This window comes from Caballeronia sp. GAWG1-1 (genome assembly GCF_023631465.1).
Lineage (GTDB): Bacteria > Pseudomonadota > Gammaproteobacteria > Burkholderiales > Burkholderiaceae > Caballeronia.
This window is the reverse complement of the sequence record NZ_JALQDB010000045.1, coordinates 22,914-38,513: the sequence shown is the minus strand read 5'-3', so window position 1 is coordinate 38,513 and position 15,600 is coordinate 22,914. Positions and strand designations below refer to the sequence as shown.

General features: G+C 61.3%; 13 protein-coding genes. 9 read left to right on the top strand and 4 right to left on the bottom strand.

What is annotated here, in order from left to right; all coding sequences use genetic code 11:
* Positions 1-37: 37 nt before the first annotated feature.
* Entirely contained in the window at positions 38-1,090 is a 1,053-nt protein-coding gene (locus NCT03_RS30060; protein WP_250495032.1) for an extracellular solute-binding protein, read from the bottom strand.
* Positions 1,091-1,215: 125 nt separating this feature from the next.
* Here NCT03_RS30060 and NCT03_RS30055 point away from each other — a divergent pair, with 125 nt between their 5' ends.
* Positions 1,216-1,962 carry an IclR family transcriptional regulator gene (locus NCT03_RS30055; protein ID WP_250495031.1) on the top strand — a complete coding sequence of 249 codons (747 nt, stop codon included), beginning with the start codon at positions 1,216-1,218 and terminating at the stop codon, positions 1,960-1,962.
* 3 nt (positions 1,963-1,965) lie between these two features.
* Here the strand turns inward: NCT03_RS30055 and NCT03_RS30050 are convergent, their stop codons facing one another.
* Both NCT03_RS30050 and NCT03_RS30045 read right to left on the bottom strand, forming a co-directional pair.
* Positions 1,966-3,345, bottom strand: coding sequence for an MmgE/PrpD family protein (locus NCT03_RS30050; protein ID WP_250495030.1), 1,380 nt, complete (start codon positions 3,343-3,345; stop codon positions 1,966-1,968).
* Between the two features lie 112 nt (positions 3,346-3,457).
* Positions 3,458-4,342: a LysR substrate-binding domain-containing protein gene (locus NCT03_RS30045; protein ID WP_250495028.1), complete on the bottom strand. Its 885-nt coding sequence runs from the start codon at positions 4,340-4,342 to the stop codon at positions 3,458-3,460.
* A 159-nt stretch (positions 4,343-4,501) separates the two neighbouring features.
* On the opposite strand from NCT03_RS30045, the gene NCT03_RS30040 reads away from it, so the two are divergent.
* From NCT03_RS30040 to NCT03_RS30015, 6 genes are read left to right on the top strand one after another with little or no spacing between them, the layout of a single operon-like run.
* Positions 4,502-5,971 (top strand): aldehyde dehydrogenase family protein, encoded by a 1,470-nt coding sequence (locus NCT03_RS30040; RefSeq protein WP_250495027.1) that lies wholly within the window; start codon positions 4,502-4,504, stop codon positions 5,969-5,971.
* A 53-nt stretch (positions 5,972-6,024) separates the two neighbouring features.
* Positions 6,025-6,693, top strand: coding sequence for a haloacid dehalogenase type II (locus tag NCT03_RS30035; RefSeq protein WP_250495025.1), 669 nt, complete (start codon positions 6,025-6,027; stop codon positions 6,691-6,693).
* Complete coding sequence (locus tag NCT03_RS30030) at positions 6,690-7,964, top strand: NAD(P)/FAD-dependent oxidoreductase (RefSeq protein WP_250495023.1); 1,275 nt, start codon at positions 6,690-6,692, stop codon at positions 7,962-7,964. Before NCT03_RS30035 ends, NCT03_RS30030 begins: the two co-directional genes overlap by 4 nt.
* A complete protein-coding gene (locus NCT03_RS30025) occupies positions 7,964-8,914 on the top strand; it encodes an ABC transporter permease (protein WP_250495022.1) in 951 nt (316 codons plus the stop codon). Before NCT03_RS30030 ends, NCT03_RS30025 begins: the two co-directional genes overlap by 1 nt.
* 48 nt (positions 8,915-8,962) lie before the next feature.
* Positions 8,963-9,772, top strand: a complete 810-nt coding sequence (locus tag NCT03_RS30020; protein WP_250495021.1) for an ABC transporter permease — start codon at positions 8,963-8,965, stop codon at positions 9,770-9,772.
* Positions 9,773-9,775: 3 nt separating this feature from the next.
* Positions 9,776-11,422, top strand: a complete 1,647-nt coding sequence (locus NCT03_RS30015) for an ABC transporter ATP-binding protein (protein WP_250495019.1) — start codon at positions 9,776-9,778, stop codon at positions 11,420-11,422.
* Positions 11,423-11,463: 41 nt separating this feature from the next.
* Here NCT03_RS30015 and NCT03_RS30010 read toward each other — a convergent pair whose 3' ends face one another.
* Complete coding sequence (locus tag NCT03_RS30010; RefSeq protein ID WP_250495018.1) at positions 11,464-12,990, bottom strand: ABC transporter substrate-binding protein; 1,527 nt, start codon at positions 12,988-12,990, stop codon at positions 11,464-11,466.
* 251 nt (positions 12,991-13,241) lie between these two features.
* Between NCT03_RS30010 and NCT03_RS30005 the strand changes: the two genes are divergently transcribed.
* Positions 13,242-14,573: an NAD(P)/FAD-dependent oxidoreductase gene (locus NCT03_RS30005; RefSeq protein ID WP_250495017.1), complete on the top strand. Its 1,332-nt coding sequence runs from the start codon at positions 13,242-13,244 to the stop codon at positions 14,571-14,573.
* A 118-nt stretch (positions 14,574-14,691) separates the two neighbouring features.
* Positions 14,692-15,594: an ABC transporter substrate-binding protein gene (locus NCT03_RS30000; protein WP_250495015.1), complete on the top strand. Its 903-nt coding sequence runs from the start codon at positions 14,692-14,694 to the stop codon at positions 15,592-15,594.
* Positions 15,595-15,600 lie beyond the last annotated feature (6 nt).

Sequence of the window (15,600 nt, the reverse complement as noted above, 5' to 3'; positions counted from 1 at the left end):
TGCATCATTCCTTGCCGATCGTCGAGCCTTGCGTCGTTCAACGCCCGATCTGCTTGTTCCATGCTTCGATCCATTGCGGCACGTACTTGCCGATGTCCTCGAAGTTGACCCAGATCGAACCGTCGACCGTGGCGATACGCGGCTTGACCTTCGGCTCGTAGTCGACCTTGGTGTTCGACGCGGTGTACTGCATCGTGTTGGCGAAGCAACTCTGGCCGTCCGCCGATGCGAGTTCGTTGAGGAATTGCGTGCCGAGCGGCGAACCGTTCTTCACTTTCACGGCCATGTTCGGAAACGCGACCGATCCCGGCCCCGGATTGACCCACGCGATATCCGGATTGCCGCTGTCGTGTTCGGCCCAGGCGCGGCCGTCGTAGTACATCGCGATGTCGATGTCGCCGTTGCGCATCGCGTTGAGCGGCGCATTGGGATCGCTGAAAAAGGTGGCATTCTTGCTGTCGCGCATGCGCTTGACCTGATCGAGCGCGGGCTGAATATTCGTCGGCGAGCCGCCGTAGAGCTGATTGAACAACGTGATGAGACCGGCCGGCGTCGCCACGTAGTTGATATCGGGAATGCCCGCCTGCCATTTGCCGGCGACCACGCCATCGACGAATTCCTTCCATGTCTTCGGCGGGTTCTTCACGCGCTTGGCGTTGTACATCAGGCCGAAATCGCCGTAGGTGATGGGGAAGCCGTAGCCCTTGCCGTAGGCGACCAGACGCGGATCGAGCTGCGCCATGTTCGGCACATCCTTGGCCGAGATCGGGTCGAGCACATTGCGGCTCACAGCGATATGCGTCGCCTCGGGCGTGCTCACCATCACGTCGATGGGCGGCTTCGCGGGACTGGCCGCGACCTGATTGACCCATTGGAGCGGATTGCCGAGCGTCACGTCCACGCTCTTGCCGGTTTTCTTCTCGAACGGTTCGACGAAGCACTTGCGATACGCCTTCTCCCACGTCCCGCCGAATGCGGTCACGGTGAGATCGGCGGCGAGCGCCGTGTGTGCGGCGAACAGAGAACCCAGCATGAGGGCAGCGCTACGAACGGCAATCGTCTTCATCGTCTTCCCGTGCGGTTGATTCATCGAAATTCCCCTGGCGCGTGCGATACGTATTGCGGCTCATATGGGAGCGTGCCATAATACGGCACAGCGTTTAATATCGTGGTACAAGGTAGCATGCGATATTGCCCATCGCAAGGCATTCAAAAATGAACAGTCTTCTCAAAAGCATCGAAATCATCGAGGCCGTGTCAGAGCATCAGCCGGTTGGCGTTGGCGAACTCGCCAAGTTGCTGGATATGCCGAAATCCAGCGTGCAGCGCGTGCTCATGACGTTTCAGGAAGCGGGCTGGCTGCGGCAGGCGAGCGGTGAAATCACGCGCTGGGAAATCAGTCCGCGCGTGATCAGCGTGCGGCCCAATGCGCTGAAGGGCGGCGCGCTGCAAAAAGCCGCCCGCGAGCCGATGCAGGACTTGTGCAACGCGGTGAACGAGACGGTGCACCTGTCCATTCCGGATAGCACCAACGCGATGGTTCTGGTCGAGGAAATCGAATGCAAGCAGTTCGTGCGCACGGCGTACAAGATCGGCGATGTTTCGCCGTTTCACGCCACGGCCAACGGCCTCGCGCTGCTCGCGTTTCTGAACGAGAGTCAGATCGCGACCATCCTCAATCGCGATCTTAAAAAATACGGAGACCGAACGATCAACGATCCGCAGTTGATCCGCGAGGAACTCGAACGCATCCGCGGGCGCGGCTATTCGATGAACCTCGGGCAGTATCGTCACGCGATCTATGCGATCGGCGCACCGGTGTTCGATGCCAGCGGCATCGTCGTCGCGAGCGTGTGCATCTCGATGCCGGAATCGCGCTTCGAGGAAGGCCGCATCGCGGAATGGGCGAACGCGGTCATGAACGCCGCGTCGCGAATCAGCAGAGGACGCGGGCACGGCTGACGCTCACGGCGCGAGGCAGAGCGCGTCCATCAGATCGGACGCGCCGTGTGCCTCGGGATGCATCACGATATCGAACGCTTTGCTTGTCGCTTGCGTGCCCAACAGCGGCATGAGCGTCGCGCGGAACTTGGTCTCGGTGTGTTCCATGCGCACCGCGTCGCGGCGGATCGAGCCGGGCGGTTCGGTCAGCAGCGTGCAGCGCTTCGTGCCGTCGTTCAAGGTGACGACGACGCGCGTCGGTATCGACAAATCGGCGCGATGCTGGAGATCGAAGTCCGCTTCGTGATGCACGTCGATCTTCCCGAACAGCGCGCGGATCGCGGTCGATTCGAAATCAGGCTCGCGCAGCGCGGCGTTGATGTCGTCCGCCAGCCATGCGCTCGCGACGAGAAAGCGCACGTTGAATTGCGCATCGACGAGGTTGGTGGGGAAGGGCGAGTCCAGCGTATCGACGAATTTGCGGAACGAGTGAATGTCGATGTGCGCGATGGCGTTCACGTCGAGCGAGGGCTTCATCTCGAGCACCGCTTCGATGGCCGGATGCGACCAGCGGCAACACGCCCATGGCTTGAATTCGACGCGGCGGATCCACCAGTCGTCGCCCGGCATGCTGCGCAATAGCGCGGGGCGGATGCGGTCGGAGCCGTAGGTATGGCGAAAGCCGAACGTGTCGGAGAAGAAATGCTGGTCGCCGATAAAGCCTTCCTTCGCGAGATACGCCGACATGACACCCGCCGACGCCGCCGCGCCGTAGCCGTTCTTGAGCCACGTATAGCCGCCGCCGGGATTGGCGCGCAAGATCATCGGCATCGGCGCTTGCTGTGCGGCGAGACCGAAGCCCTGCATCCATTGTTCGCGAGTCAGTCCGAGCAGCATGCCCGCCGCGATATACGCACCGAAGATTCGCCACGACGCATAGCCGATATCCTTGGACGGTGCATCGTCGCTCGGACACAGCATCGCGCCGATGCGCAAAGATGCTTCGTACGCGACGATGACCGCATGCAACAAGTCCATGCCGCCGCGCTGCAGACGATGCGCGCAAGCCAGCGCGGGGCCGACGATCGTCGCGCCCGGATGCGATGGCGCTTCGCCGCGAAAGCAGTCGTCGAAGTCGAGAATGTTGGCGGCGTGCGCGTAGAGTTGGACGGTATCGAACAGGCTCGCGTGTCCGTTCGAATGCGTGGCTAGCACGCGAGCGAACGACTCCATCTGCACGGTATGCAGCCTCGCCTTGAAACACGCCATGCCGTCGAGCATGCATTGCTTGCCGGCGTGGATGGCATCGGCGGGAATGGCGTCGATGCGATGCGCGATCAGCCAGTCGACGAGACCGGCGAATCCTTCGTGAGTGTCGCGGTGTTGCACGGCCGAAACTGACATGATGTTCGTCGCAAGCCCAAGGCAAGCCAAGGCTAGGGGCGACGATATAAGCCGTCAAATACGCATTTATGTGACGGCGATGCCGATTTGATATGACGCGCTCGCGCTGCGCTTATTGCGTGCTCTCGCGAAAAGCTTCGCCGAAAGCCTTTGCGAGCATATTCATCGGAACATTGAGCGGATAGACGAGGAATGTCGAAAACTCGATGCGCGGCGCGAACGGCAGTATGGCGATCTGTCCGGCGTACTCGCGCGCGACCACCGGATTCGACACGCTCACGCCCATGCCGCGCGAGACCATCCGGCAGATGGCCGCCGCGAAGTGCGACTCGTACGCGAGAATGCGCTTTTCTTCTCCGCCGGTCTGACAGGCGTCGTCGATGCGCTTGCGCATCACGTCGCTCGACTTGAGCGACAGAAATCGCTCGCCCGCCAGGTCTTTCGGCGTGACGGCGTCGCGTTTGCGCGCGAGCCTGTGATCCATCGGCGTGATGCAGACGCCCAGACTCTTGCATGCCACTTCATGCGCCACGCTCGTGCCGTTGAATATTTCCGATGCGATGCCGACATCCGCATAGCCGGTGGCGAGCCATTGGCAGACCGTCAACGAATCCGCGACATGCAGCGTGACATCGACATCCGGAAACTTTTGCGCGAACAGATGGATGGCGTCCGGCACGGCGACGATCGCCATCGACGGCACGGCCGCCACGCGCAGTCTGCCGCTGCCGCGCTTGCGAATGAGGTCCGCTTTTTCTTCGAGACCACGCAGGCTCGCGAAGGTATGTTCGACATCGCGAAAGAACACCTGGCCCTCGAGCGTGGGCATGAGTTTGCCGATCTGCCGCTCGAACAGCTTGATGCCGATGCGCCGTTCAAGTTGCCCGATGACGCGGCTGATGTTCGATTGAGAGGTGTGCAGGTCCTTGGCCGCCTGCGTCATCGAACCCGATAGCATCACTGCGCGGAAGGCTTGCACTTCGCGGAAATTGAGCATCGGAGAAGGGGTATATCAAAATGGTATGGCCCACGATTATATGCGCATTTGTCAAAGAAAAATGGCCTTCTTAAACTCGCCGGAACCTGATCCATTTTCGCTTCGACGCCCGTGAATTCGCCTTCTCCGGTGCGCGCAAGCGTCATTCGACGAGCTGCCATGCCGGACTTCGACCCAGACCAGATAGCCTTGCCGAGCGGCCATTTCATCGACGGGCGCATCGTCGCCGGTGCGAGCGATATCGAAGTGATCCGGCCGTCCGATGCGTGGCTCATGGGTGTTATCCCGGATGCGTCGGACAGCGTCGTCGACGAAGCGGTGGAGAACGCGCATCGCAACTGGCGCGCGAGCAAGTGGGGCACGTGTGCGCCGCGCGAACGTGCGCGGGTGCTGCTGCGCTGGGCCGATCTGATCGACGCGCACGCCGACGAACTCGCGCGTCTCGAAGCAGTCGGTTCGACGCGCCCGATCGGCGAAGCGCGCGCGTTCGACATCCCGTTCACGGCCGAGTGCATCCGCTTCTTTGCGGAGTGCGCGGACAAGTTCGGCGGCGACACCATCCCGACGCGTCACGACAGTCTGGGCATGGTGCTGCCCGAACCATACGGCGTGGTCGCCGCGATTGCGCCGTGGAATTTTCCATTGACGATGGCATCGTGGAAATGCGCCCCCGTGCTCGCGGCGGGCAATGCAATGGTGCTCAAGCCATCCGAACTCACGCCCCATTCGATCGTGCGTTTCGCGCAACTCGCGGTGGAAGCGGGCTTGCCCGCAGGTATCTTCAACATCGTGCAGGGACGCGGACAAGGAGCTGGTGCGGCGCTGGTGCGGCATCCGTTGATCGGCAAAGTGTCGTTTACCGGTTCGACGCGCACGGGCGCGAGCATCATGAGCGAAGCGGCGCAATTCGGCACCAAGCCCGTCACGCTCGAACTCGGCGGCAAGAGTCCGCAAGTCGTGTTCGACGATGCCGGCGATATCGACGAAGTGGCGCAGCGCATCGTGCGCGGCTTCACCTCGAATGCGGGGCAGGCGTGCGTCTCGGGCACGCGGCTGATCGTGCAGCGCGGCATCGCGGAGCGTGTGGTCGACGCTGTGATCGCCCGCATCGCCACGTTCGAGCCCGGGCCGACATGGATGGCGTCCACGCGCTTTCCGCCGATCATCAACGCGCTACAGGCCACACGGATTCACCAGGCCATGCGCGACAGCATCGACGAAGGCGCGAGCGTGCTGTGCGGCGGCGAGTGTTTCGATACGGCGGGCAAGGGCTTTTTCTATCGCCCGACCTTGCTTGCGAACGTCACGAGTGCATCGCGTGCGGTACGCGAAGAGATTTTCGGCCCGGTGCTGACAGTGCAGACTTTCGACGATGAAGAAGAGGCGCTCGCGCTCGCCGATCATCCGACCTATGGTCTTGCCGCTGGCGTGCATACGCGCGATATCGGCCGTGCCTTGCGCGCGATGCGCCGCATTCAGGCGGGCACGGTCTGGGTCAACCGCTTCGGACGTACCTGGGATTTCATGATGCCGACGGGCGGCTTCAAAGGCTCGGGCATCGGCAAGGATCTCGGCCGTCAGGCTTTCGAAGCGAACTTCCGCTACAAGGCCGTGTTGATCGACTTCTGATTCCTCCCATTCACGCACACACGCATACAAACACACATGTTCGAGGAGACGCCATGTCGCTGTTCAAGCCCAAGTTCATCACCTTCGATTGCTACGGCACGCTCATCTACTTCGAGATGGCGAACGCGGCGCGCGCGCTATACGAAGACCGCGTGCAGGCGGAACACATGCGCGCGTTCACCGACGCCTTCGCCGCTTATCGGCTCGATGAAGTGCTCGGCGCATGGAAGCCCTACGAGCAGGTCGTGGACAACGCGATTCGCCGCACCTGCAAGCGCTTAGGCGTGATGTACCGTGAAGGCGATGGCCGGGCGATCTACGATCAGGTGCCGACCTGGGGCCCGCATCCCGACACCACCGCTGGGCTTGCGAAAGTCGCGAAGGAATTCCCGCTGGTCGCGTTGACGAATGCATCGAACGTGCAGATTCCGCACAACATCGAACGGCTCGGCGTGCCCTTTCATGCGGTCTACACGGCGGAACAGGCGCAGGCCTACAAGCCGCAGATGAAAGCCTTCGAATACATGCTCGATCAGCTCGGCTGCGGTCCGGAAGATATCCTGCATGTGTCGTCGAGTTTGCGCTACGACCTGATGACCGCGCACGATATGGGTATCAGGAACAAGGTGTTCGTCGCACGCGGACACGAGCCGGCGAATCCCTATTACGGCTACACGGAGATCAAGGATATCGGCGGACTCGCGGCGGTCGTCGGGCTATGAGACTCGAACCGTACTGGCTCGCTTCGGCCCCGATGTTCACGCTGGGCGCGACGGGGTCGCTGCCCGCGCGTGCAGACGTGGTCGTAGTCGGTGGCGGCTTCACGGGGCTATCGGCGGCGCTCTCGCTGGCGCGCAAGGATGTGGACGTGGTGCTGCTGGAAGCGGGGTGCATTCATGGCGAAGCTTCGGGACGCAACGGCGGACATTGCAGTCCGGGCACGGCGCAAGGGCTTGCGGATCTGATCGACCGTTATGGACTCGATGTCGCGAAGCATCACTATCAGGTCTATACCGATGCGGTCGATTACGTCGAACGGCTCGTGGAACAGGAGCGACTGGACTGCGATTTCACGCGGCGCGGCAAGCTCAAGCTCGCGAGCAAGGCGTCGCACGTAGCGGGCATGACGCGCAATTACGAAGCGCTGCGCAAGCATCTCGACGCACCGGTGGAATGGTTGTCGGCGTCAGAGGTGAAGCATGAACTCGCATCCGATGCATTTCACGGCGGCATGCTCGACACACGCGGTGGCCAGATGCACATGGGGAAGTTCGGCACCGGACTCGCGATGGCGGCAGCGCGCCGCGGCGCGCGCATCTTCGAACAAGCGGCGGTGACGCAACTGACGAATATCGGCGGAGATCGTCATCGTGTCACGACGGCCAAAGGCGTCATCGAAGCGGATCGCGTACTGCTCGCGACGGGCTGTTCGAACCACGGACCGTTCGGCTGGTGGCAAAGGCGCATCGTGCCGGTCGGCAGTTTCGTGATCGTCACCGAACCGATCACGCCGCTGCTCGATATCGCGTTGCCCCAGCGCCGCAACTATGTGACGAGCCTCAACTTCGGCAATTACTTTCGCGTGACGGCGGACGATCGACTCGTGTGGGGTGGACGTGCGCGCTTTGCGCGGAGCAATCCGGAATCGGACAGAAAGAGCGGCAAGATTTTGAAGGCATCGCTCGATGCGCTGTTGCCGAGCCTGAAGGAGGTGCGCATCGACTACTGCTGGGGCGGACTCGTGGAAGCGACGGCAGATCGTTTGCCATCGGCGGGCAAGCACGAAGGGCTGTATTACTCGATGGCCTACAGCGGACACGGCACGCAAATGTCCACCTACATGGGCGACGTGATGTCCGATATCGTGATGGGCGCAAAGCGCGAGAATCCGTGGCATCGTGCGCAATGGAAAGCGTTGCCGGGCTACGCGGGACGCGAGTGGTTCCTGCCGCTGGTGGGCGCGTATTTCCGCTTCAAGGATGCGGTGTCGTGATGAATCACCTCGTCATACGCATGGTGGGACGGCGCGTCGCCATCGGCGCGCTGACCTTGTTGATGGTCGCCGCGCTGGTCTTTTTCATGGCGAGCCTGTTGCCGGGCGATGCGGCGCAAATGGCGCTCGGCCAGTATGCGACGCCGGAAACCGTCGCGATATTGCGCAAGCAACTTGGCCTCGACGAACCGCTCATCGTGCGATTCGTGACCTGGCTCGGCGGCTTGTCGAGCGGCAACTTCGGCACGTCGTATGCGGCCAACGTGCCGGTGAAGAGCATCGTGATGGCGCGCATCCCCAACACGCTGATGCTCGCGGGCGCGGCCACGGCGGCATCGGTGCCGATCGCGCTCGTGCTCGGCATCGTCGCGGCGATGGTGCGCGGTACGCTGCTCGATCGCCTGATCGGCGTACTGACGATGTCGGTCGTCGCGGTGCCGGAGTTTCTGCTCGCGACGCTTGCCGTGCTCGTGTTCGCCGTGAAGCTGCATTGGGTGTCGGCGGTATCGGTGAATGCGGATACCTCGAGCTTCGGCGCATTCCTCAAATCGTACAGCTTGCCGGTGCTCGTGCTGTGCTGCGTGGTGGTGGCGCAGATGGCGCGGATGACGCGCGCGGCGCTCATCAATCAGCTCGATGCGCCTTACGCGGAAATGACCGTGCTCAAGGGACTGCATCCGGCGCGCACGGTGTTGCGCCATGCGCTGCCCAATGCGGTCGGCCCGATCATCAATGCAATGGCGTTGAGCCTGTCGTATCTGCTCGGCGGCGTGATCATCGTCGAGGCCATCTTTTCCTATCCGGGTCTCGCCAGCACGCTCGTCGATGCGGTGAGCAATCGCGACCTGCCTATCGTGCAGTTTTGCGTGCTGTTCTTCAGTACGTGTTATCTGCTGTTGCTCCTGATCGCCGATGTCGTGACGATCGTCTTCAACCCCAGGCTGCGCTGAATCATGAACCACGTTCTTTCTTCTCCGCGCACGTTGAGGCGCTTTTTCATGTCGCTGCCGATACTCGGGCGCATCGGGTTTTGCGTGTCGATCCTGTGGGTCCTGATCGCGATCTTCGGTTCGCTGATCGCGCCATACGGCATGATGGACATGAGCGGCGGCAAGGTGTTCGCATCGAGCAGCCTCGCGTATCCGCTGGGCACGGACTTTCTGGGCCGCGATCTGTTGAGCCGCATTCTTTATGGCGCACGCTATTCGATCGGACTCGCGCTTGCCGCGACCCTGATCGCGAGCGTGAGCGGCACCTTGCTCGCGTTGATATCGACGGTGATCGGCAAGTGGTTCGATGAAATCGTCTGCCGCGTCGTGGATGCGTTGCTGGTCACGCCGAGCAAGATTCTGGCGTTACTAGTGATCGCCATCTTCGGTTCCGATCTCAACGTGCTCGTGCTGACTGCGGGCGCGATCTATATGCCGGGCGCGTTCCGTATCGCGCATTCGCAGGCGGTCGGACTCAACGCGATGGAGTATGTCACCGTCGCGCGGCTCAACGGCGAGAGCACCTTGCATATTGCCTGCCGCGAAATCCTGCCGAACATGATTCATCCGATGATGGCCGACTTCGGCTTGCGCTTCGTCTATAACGTGCTGATGCTGAGCGGCTTGAGCTTTCTGGGCCTCGGCGTGCAGCCGCCGTACGCGGACTGGGGATCGCTCGTGCGCGAAAATCTGTCGGGATTGTCGTCGGGCGCGGCGGCGGTCATCATGCCCGCGCTCGCCATCGCGACGCTGACCATCGGCGTGAATCTGCTGATCGACAGTCTTGCGATGCGTGGCCACGCGCGCGCGTCGAGGTGAGCCATGAATCGAACGCTCGTGGAAGTTTCGAATCTCGATGTCGTCGTACGCGGTGACGACGGCGTCGACACGGCCATCGTCAAGGACGTGAGCTTTTCGATCGCGCGTGGCGAAGTGCTCGCGCTGATCGGCGAATCCGGTTCGGGCAAGACCACCATCGCCTTGACGCTGCTCGGTTATGCGCGCGCCGGTTGCCGCATTGCAGCGGGACGCGTGAGTGTGGGCGGCACCGACGTCCTCGCCGCTTCGCCTGCCCAACTGCGCGAGCTGCGCGGACCCCGTGTGGCTTATGTCGCGCAGAGTGCATCGGCATCGTTCAATCCGGCTTTGCGCATCATGGATCAGGTGATCGAAGGCGTGTGCGTGCGGCGTCTCATGAACCGCAAGGCCGCGCGCGCGAAGGCGGTGAAGCTGTTTCGCGCGCTCGCGTTGCCGACGCCTGAGACCATCGGCGAGCGATATCCGCATCAGGTGTCCGGCGGGCAGTTGCAGCGGTTGATGGCGGCCATGGCGCTGATGTCCGATCCCGAAGTCGTCGTGTTCGACGAACCAACCACCGCGCTCGACGTGACGACGCAAATCGAAGTGCTGCGCGCGTTCAAGCGAGCCATCGAAGAATTTCAGATCAGCGCGGTGTATGTATCGCACGATCTCGCCGTGGTCGCGCAGATTGCCGATCGCGTGCTCGTTTTGCGCAACGGCGCGATGCAGGAGCAAGGCGCGCTCGAGCAGATCATCAACGCGCCGGTGCATCCTTATACGCGTAGTTTGATCGCTGCGGCGCAACCCGTTTCGCGCCTGACCGATCGCGATGCGGAGCAGGCGTGCATGCAGCCGCCGCTGCTGGAGATCACCGACCTCACAGCCGGTTATGGCGAACGCGACCGCGCCGGCATGCCCGCCGTGCGTGTGCTCGATGGTGTGAATCTGGTCTTGCGACGTGGAACCACGCTCGGCGTGATCGGCGAGTCGGGATCGGGCAAGTCCACGCTCGCGCATGTGATCGCGGGACTGCTCGCGCCTGCGAAGGGCGAGATTCATTTCATGGGCGTGCCGCTGGCGGGCGATCATGCGAAGCGCGATCGCGAGTTGTATCGACGCATTCAGCTCGTGTTTCAGAACGCGGACAAGGTGTTGAATCCATCCCGCGAAGTAGGCGATATTCTGGCGCGGCCCTTGAAGCTGTTCGACCGATGCGCGGCCAGCGAGATACCCGCACGCGTTGCGCGTCTGCTCGATCTGGTGAAGCTGCCCGCTTCGATCGCCAGGCGGCGGCCCGGCGAATTGTCGGGCGGTCAGAAGCAGCGCATCAATCTGGCGCGCGCGCTTGCGGCCGAGCCGGAATTGATCATCTGCGACGAAGTGACGTCGGCGCTCGATACCGTGGTCGGTGCGGCGATCCTCGATCTGCTGGTGGAGTTGCGGCACGAACTGGATATGTCGTATCTGTTCATCAGCCACGACCTGTCCACGGTGCGCACTACCTGCGACGATATCGCGGTGCTGTTCAAAGGCCAGAAAGTCGATGCATGCGACCGCAGCGCGCTGCTCAATCAGCCGCGTCATCCTTATACGGAGACACTGATCGGATCGGTGCCGGAGATGCGGGCAAACTGGCTCGAAGAGACGGCGCTGCGTATGAAGGCCTAAAAAAAGCCCGCAAACGCGGGCTTTGTTATCGTCGGCCGAGTTCAGGCACGCCAGACGGCTTCCGCGAACCGATACCCCATGTTCATCCCCGATGGGTTCGATTTGTAGCCGCGCACCTTTTTCGACACGCCGTCGAGAATCACGTCGAACACCGGAATGACCGTGCCGGAATTGTCGTGTACGAGCGTTTGCATATCGCCGTATATGGCCTTGCGCTTCTTGAAGTCGCCTTCCGCGCGCGCCGAGTCGAGCAGCTGATCGAGCTTGGGGTCTTTCCAGCGCGCCTCGTTGGTGGGCGACGTCGATGTGTAGAACAGATCGAAAATCATGCCGACATTCGGCCGGTTCGAAATGGACCCGTAGGTAATTGGCCGCTTGGTCCAGTAGTTCGACCAGTAGCCATCGGTCGGCACCTGCTTGACGACGAAATTGAAGCCCGCCTGCGCACCGAAGCTTTGCAGAAACTGCGCGCCTTCCACCGACGATGCAATGCCAGGCTGACAGAATATCTCGATGGACTGGCCCGCCACGCCGCTTTTCTTCAAATGGAACTTGGCCCGGTCGAGGTCGAATGCGCGTTGCGGCAGGCCTTCGAGATAGTACGGGTCCCACGGCGCGACGGGATGATCGTTAGCGATCACGCCATAGCTTTGCATAACGTCATCGACCATGCGCTTGCGATCCTGAAGATAGCGCACCGCGGAAACGAAGTCCGCGTTGCCCGAGATCGGGTTGTCTTGTCGGAGTATCAGGTCGGTGTAGATGCCGAGCTTGTTCAGCACGAGTTGAACGTTCTGATTGCCTTTGACCTGTGCCGCATAGCGATGATCGACCAGCGAGCAGATGTCGATATCGCCTGCGAGCACGGCATTCACGCGCGCGGCGTTGTCCGGCACGCCGATTACTTCGACGGTATCGAGATAGGGCAGGCCGGGCTTCCAGTAATTCGGATTGCGCTTGGCGGAAAACTTGCTGCCGGGCGTGAAATTGTCGATGACGAACGGACCGGTGCCGACCGGCTTCGAAAAATCCTTCGCGCCGTTGCGGACGATCAGGAAGTAACTGCTGCCCAATACCGAGGGCAGATCGAAGTTCGGCTTGTCGATGACAAGCGACACCTCGTACTTGCCGACCGCCTTGACCTCCTTGAAGCCGCTGGCAATCGCAAATGCCTTGGATGTCGTGGCCGGGTCCTTGTGACGTGCCAGCGAATACACGACATCCTCCGCCGTCAGTTCGGCGCCGTCGTGAAAATGCACGCCCTTTTTGACCGCGATGTGCCACGTCAAGCCGTCGGTGCTCTCGACCTTCTCGGCCAGTGCGGGCGTGGGCGTGAGCGAGTCGTTGAACTCCATCAGCGCATTGAACAGACAGAACTGCTTGGTCCAGTCGCCGGAGTGCGCGCCTTTGGCGGGATCGAGCGTGTCGGACACGGAGCCGTTCTGCACAGCCATGCGCACGTTGCCTCCCTTCTTGGGCGCTTCGTCGGCTAACGCCGGCCGAGAGAGCGTGCTCGCCATGCCTGCCGCAGCGCATATCGAGAGAAAATCTCTTCTGGTGGTGTTCATTGCCTATCCTCGGGTCACTTCATGAAATGGCTCAGAGCGCTTGCCGTGCCATTCTATGAAGAGTTCTTTAGCGCGTTCAAATACGCCATTTTTGACCCCCCATCTGTTTTTGATATGCGTGTCCGCTCACGCATGTTCGAGCGTCGGGAGCCCATATCAAAATGGCATGTCCTCCCAATACCTTCGCATTTGTCAACGCTAATCTAGCTTCTTACACTCCGGCTCAATCGCACTCTTAGAGCCGTTCGAACGTGAGACAACCTTTGCTTCAAATCGAAACCGATGCGGTCTTGCCTTCGCATCTGGATGTCGCGGTGATCGGTGGCGGCGCTGCCGGCGTCGCGACGGCATATGAATTGAACCGTTTGGGCAAGCGTGTCGCCGTATTCGAGAAAGGCCGCATCGCAGCCGAACAAAGCAGCCGCAACTGGGGATGGTGCAGAACGCTGGGGCGCGATCTGCGCGAACTCGGCATGGCCAAGCTCAGTGTGCAGCGATGGTCGGAACTGTCGTCGGAGATCGGCGCGGATGTGGGGTTCCGCGAAACGGGCATTACCTTCGTCACGCGTAGCGAGGATGAACTCAAAGGCTGGCAGGAGTGGTTCGCTTTCGCCAGACGCTCGGGTGTGGGCGCGGAAATGCTCTCGCGCGAGCAGGCCAACGCGCTTTACGCAGGGCAGGGCGCGCCGTGGATCGGCGGCGTGCGCACCTTCAACGACGGCTATGCGGACCCCGCCTGCGCGATTCCTTTGCTCGCGCGCCACGCGCGGTCCAAAGGCGTGTCGATCCTTCAGCATTGCGCGGTGAACGATCTGTATTTCGAAGGGGGCAAGCTTGCCGGGATCGAGACCGAACGCGGCCGCGTGCGGGCTGACGCCGTGGTGATCGCGGCGGGGGCATGGTCATCGTTGTTTTGCCTCAAGCAGAAAGTCGTGTTGCCTGTTTTGAACGTGCATTCGTCCGCGTCGAAATCGCAAGGCGATATTCGCCTTTCATTCGAAGGTCCGCTCAAAGCGCCCGAGTTCGCCTTGCGCGAGCGCGCGGACGGCGGCTATACGCTAGCCAAGAGCGGTCGCGGCACGGTGCATGTCGTGCCTAACAGTTTCCGCTATGGCAATCGCTTCAAAGGGCTTTACGCGAGCCGCAGAAAAAATATCAAGGTCAGCTTCGGCAGCGAGTTCTTTCGTCAGTTGTGGGACGAATTCAGTTATCTGCATCTCGGACGCTCGCCGTTCGTGCATAACCGCGTTCTCGACCCCGCGCCCGACATCGAGCTGGTGCATTCGGCATACGACGCGGCGGGGAAAATCTTCCCGCAATTCGACCCGTCGAAAGTGGACCTCGCCTGGGGCGGCGCCATCGACAATACGCCGGACGGCATACCCGTAGTCTCCGAATGCGCCGGCCAGCCGGGCCTCTACCTTTGCACGGGATTCAGCGGACATGGCTTCAGCAGTTCTTTAGGCGCGGGACGCATGCTGGCGCAGCTCATTGCACAGGGGCGCATGACGCAGGACCTGGAACATTTGTCGCATGACCGATTCCTGACAGGCCAGGCGCTTGCGCCGAACATCATTTACTAAGGTCATCCATCAAGTTCGGAATACTAATTTTGTCATCGTTGTTTAGGTGTTTTGCGCGTGTTAGCCTCGTTTGCATAAAGTAATCGTCACGGATAATTCACTCTCCCTTGAGATCGACATGAACGCTTTCACCCGCACCGGCATCTCCCGGCTCGTCTGTTCGGCGACCATTGCGCTGTTCGCTTTCGCAGGCAGTACGACGCAAGCCGCCGAATCGCCCGATATGGCCAAGCTTGCGAAGAACACGAAGATCTACGAGAGCCTGCCGCAGAAGACCAAGGATGCGGGCGTGATCCGTGCCGCTACGGAGTCCGACTATCCGCCCTTCGATTTTCTCGACGATAAGAATCAGTTGATCGGCGCGGATATCGACATCTCGAACGCGCTCGGCAAGATCATGGGCGTGCCGATCCAGAACGTGAATACCGATTTCTCCGCGATCATTCCCGGCCTGCAGGCGGGCCGCTTCGATATCGGCGTGTCGTCGATCGGCGACTATATCGAGCGTGCCAAGACGATGGACTTCGTCGACTACTATCGCGGCGGCACATCGTTCCTGATACGCGCGGGCAGCAAGGAACCCAAGAGCCAAACCGATGTGTGCGGCACGTCGGTCGGCGTGCTCAAGGGCACGTCTTCCGAAACCCTTGCGCATGGCAGCAGCGACCGTTGCACGGCGGCGGGCAACAAGGCCATTACGGTCAACGCGTATCCGACGCAAAGCGCAGCCGTCTTGGCGCTCAAGTCCGGACGCATCGACTCGGTATCGGGCGACTCGGCGACCAACGGTTATTCGGCGAGCAATGCATCGCTCAATATCCGCAATGCCGGTCTTAGCGTGTACGGCGATCGTCCTTATTACGGCATCGCCATTCCGAAAAACTCTCCGCTGTTCCAGCCGGTCATGGATGCAATGGAAGAGTTGATTCGATCGGGCGTCTATACGGCGATTCTCGAGAAGTGGGGCATTGCGGATGGCGCGGTGCCCAAGGCGATGAAGAACCAGTCGATCGCTCAATAAGCACGG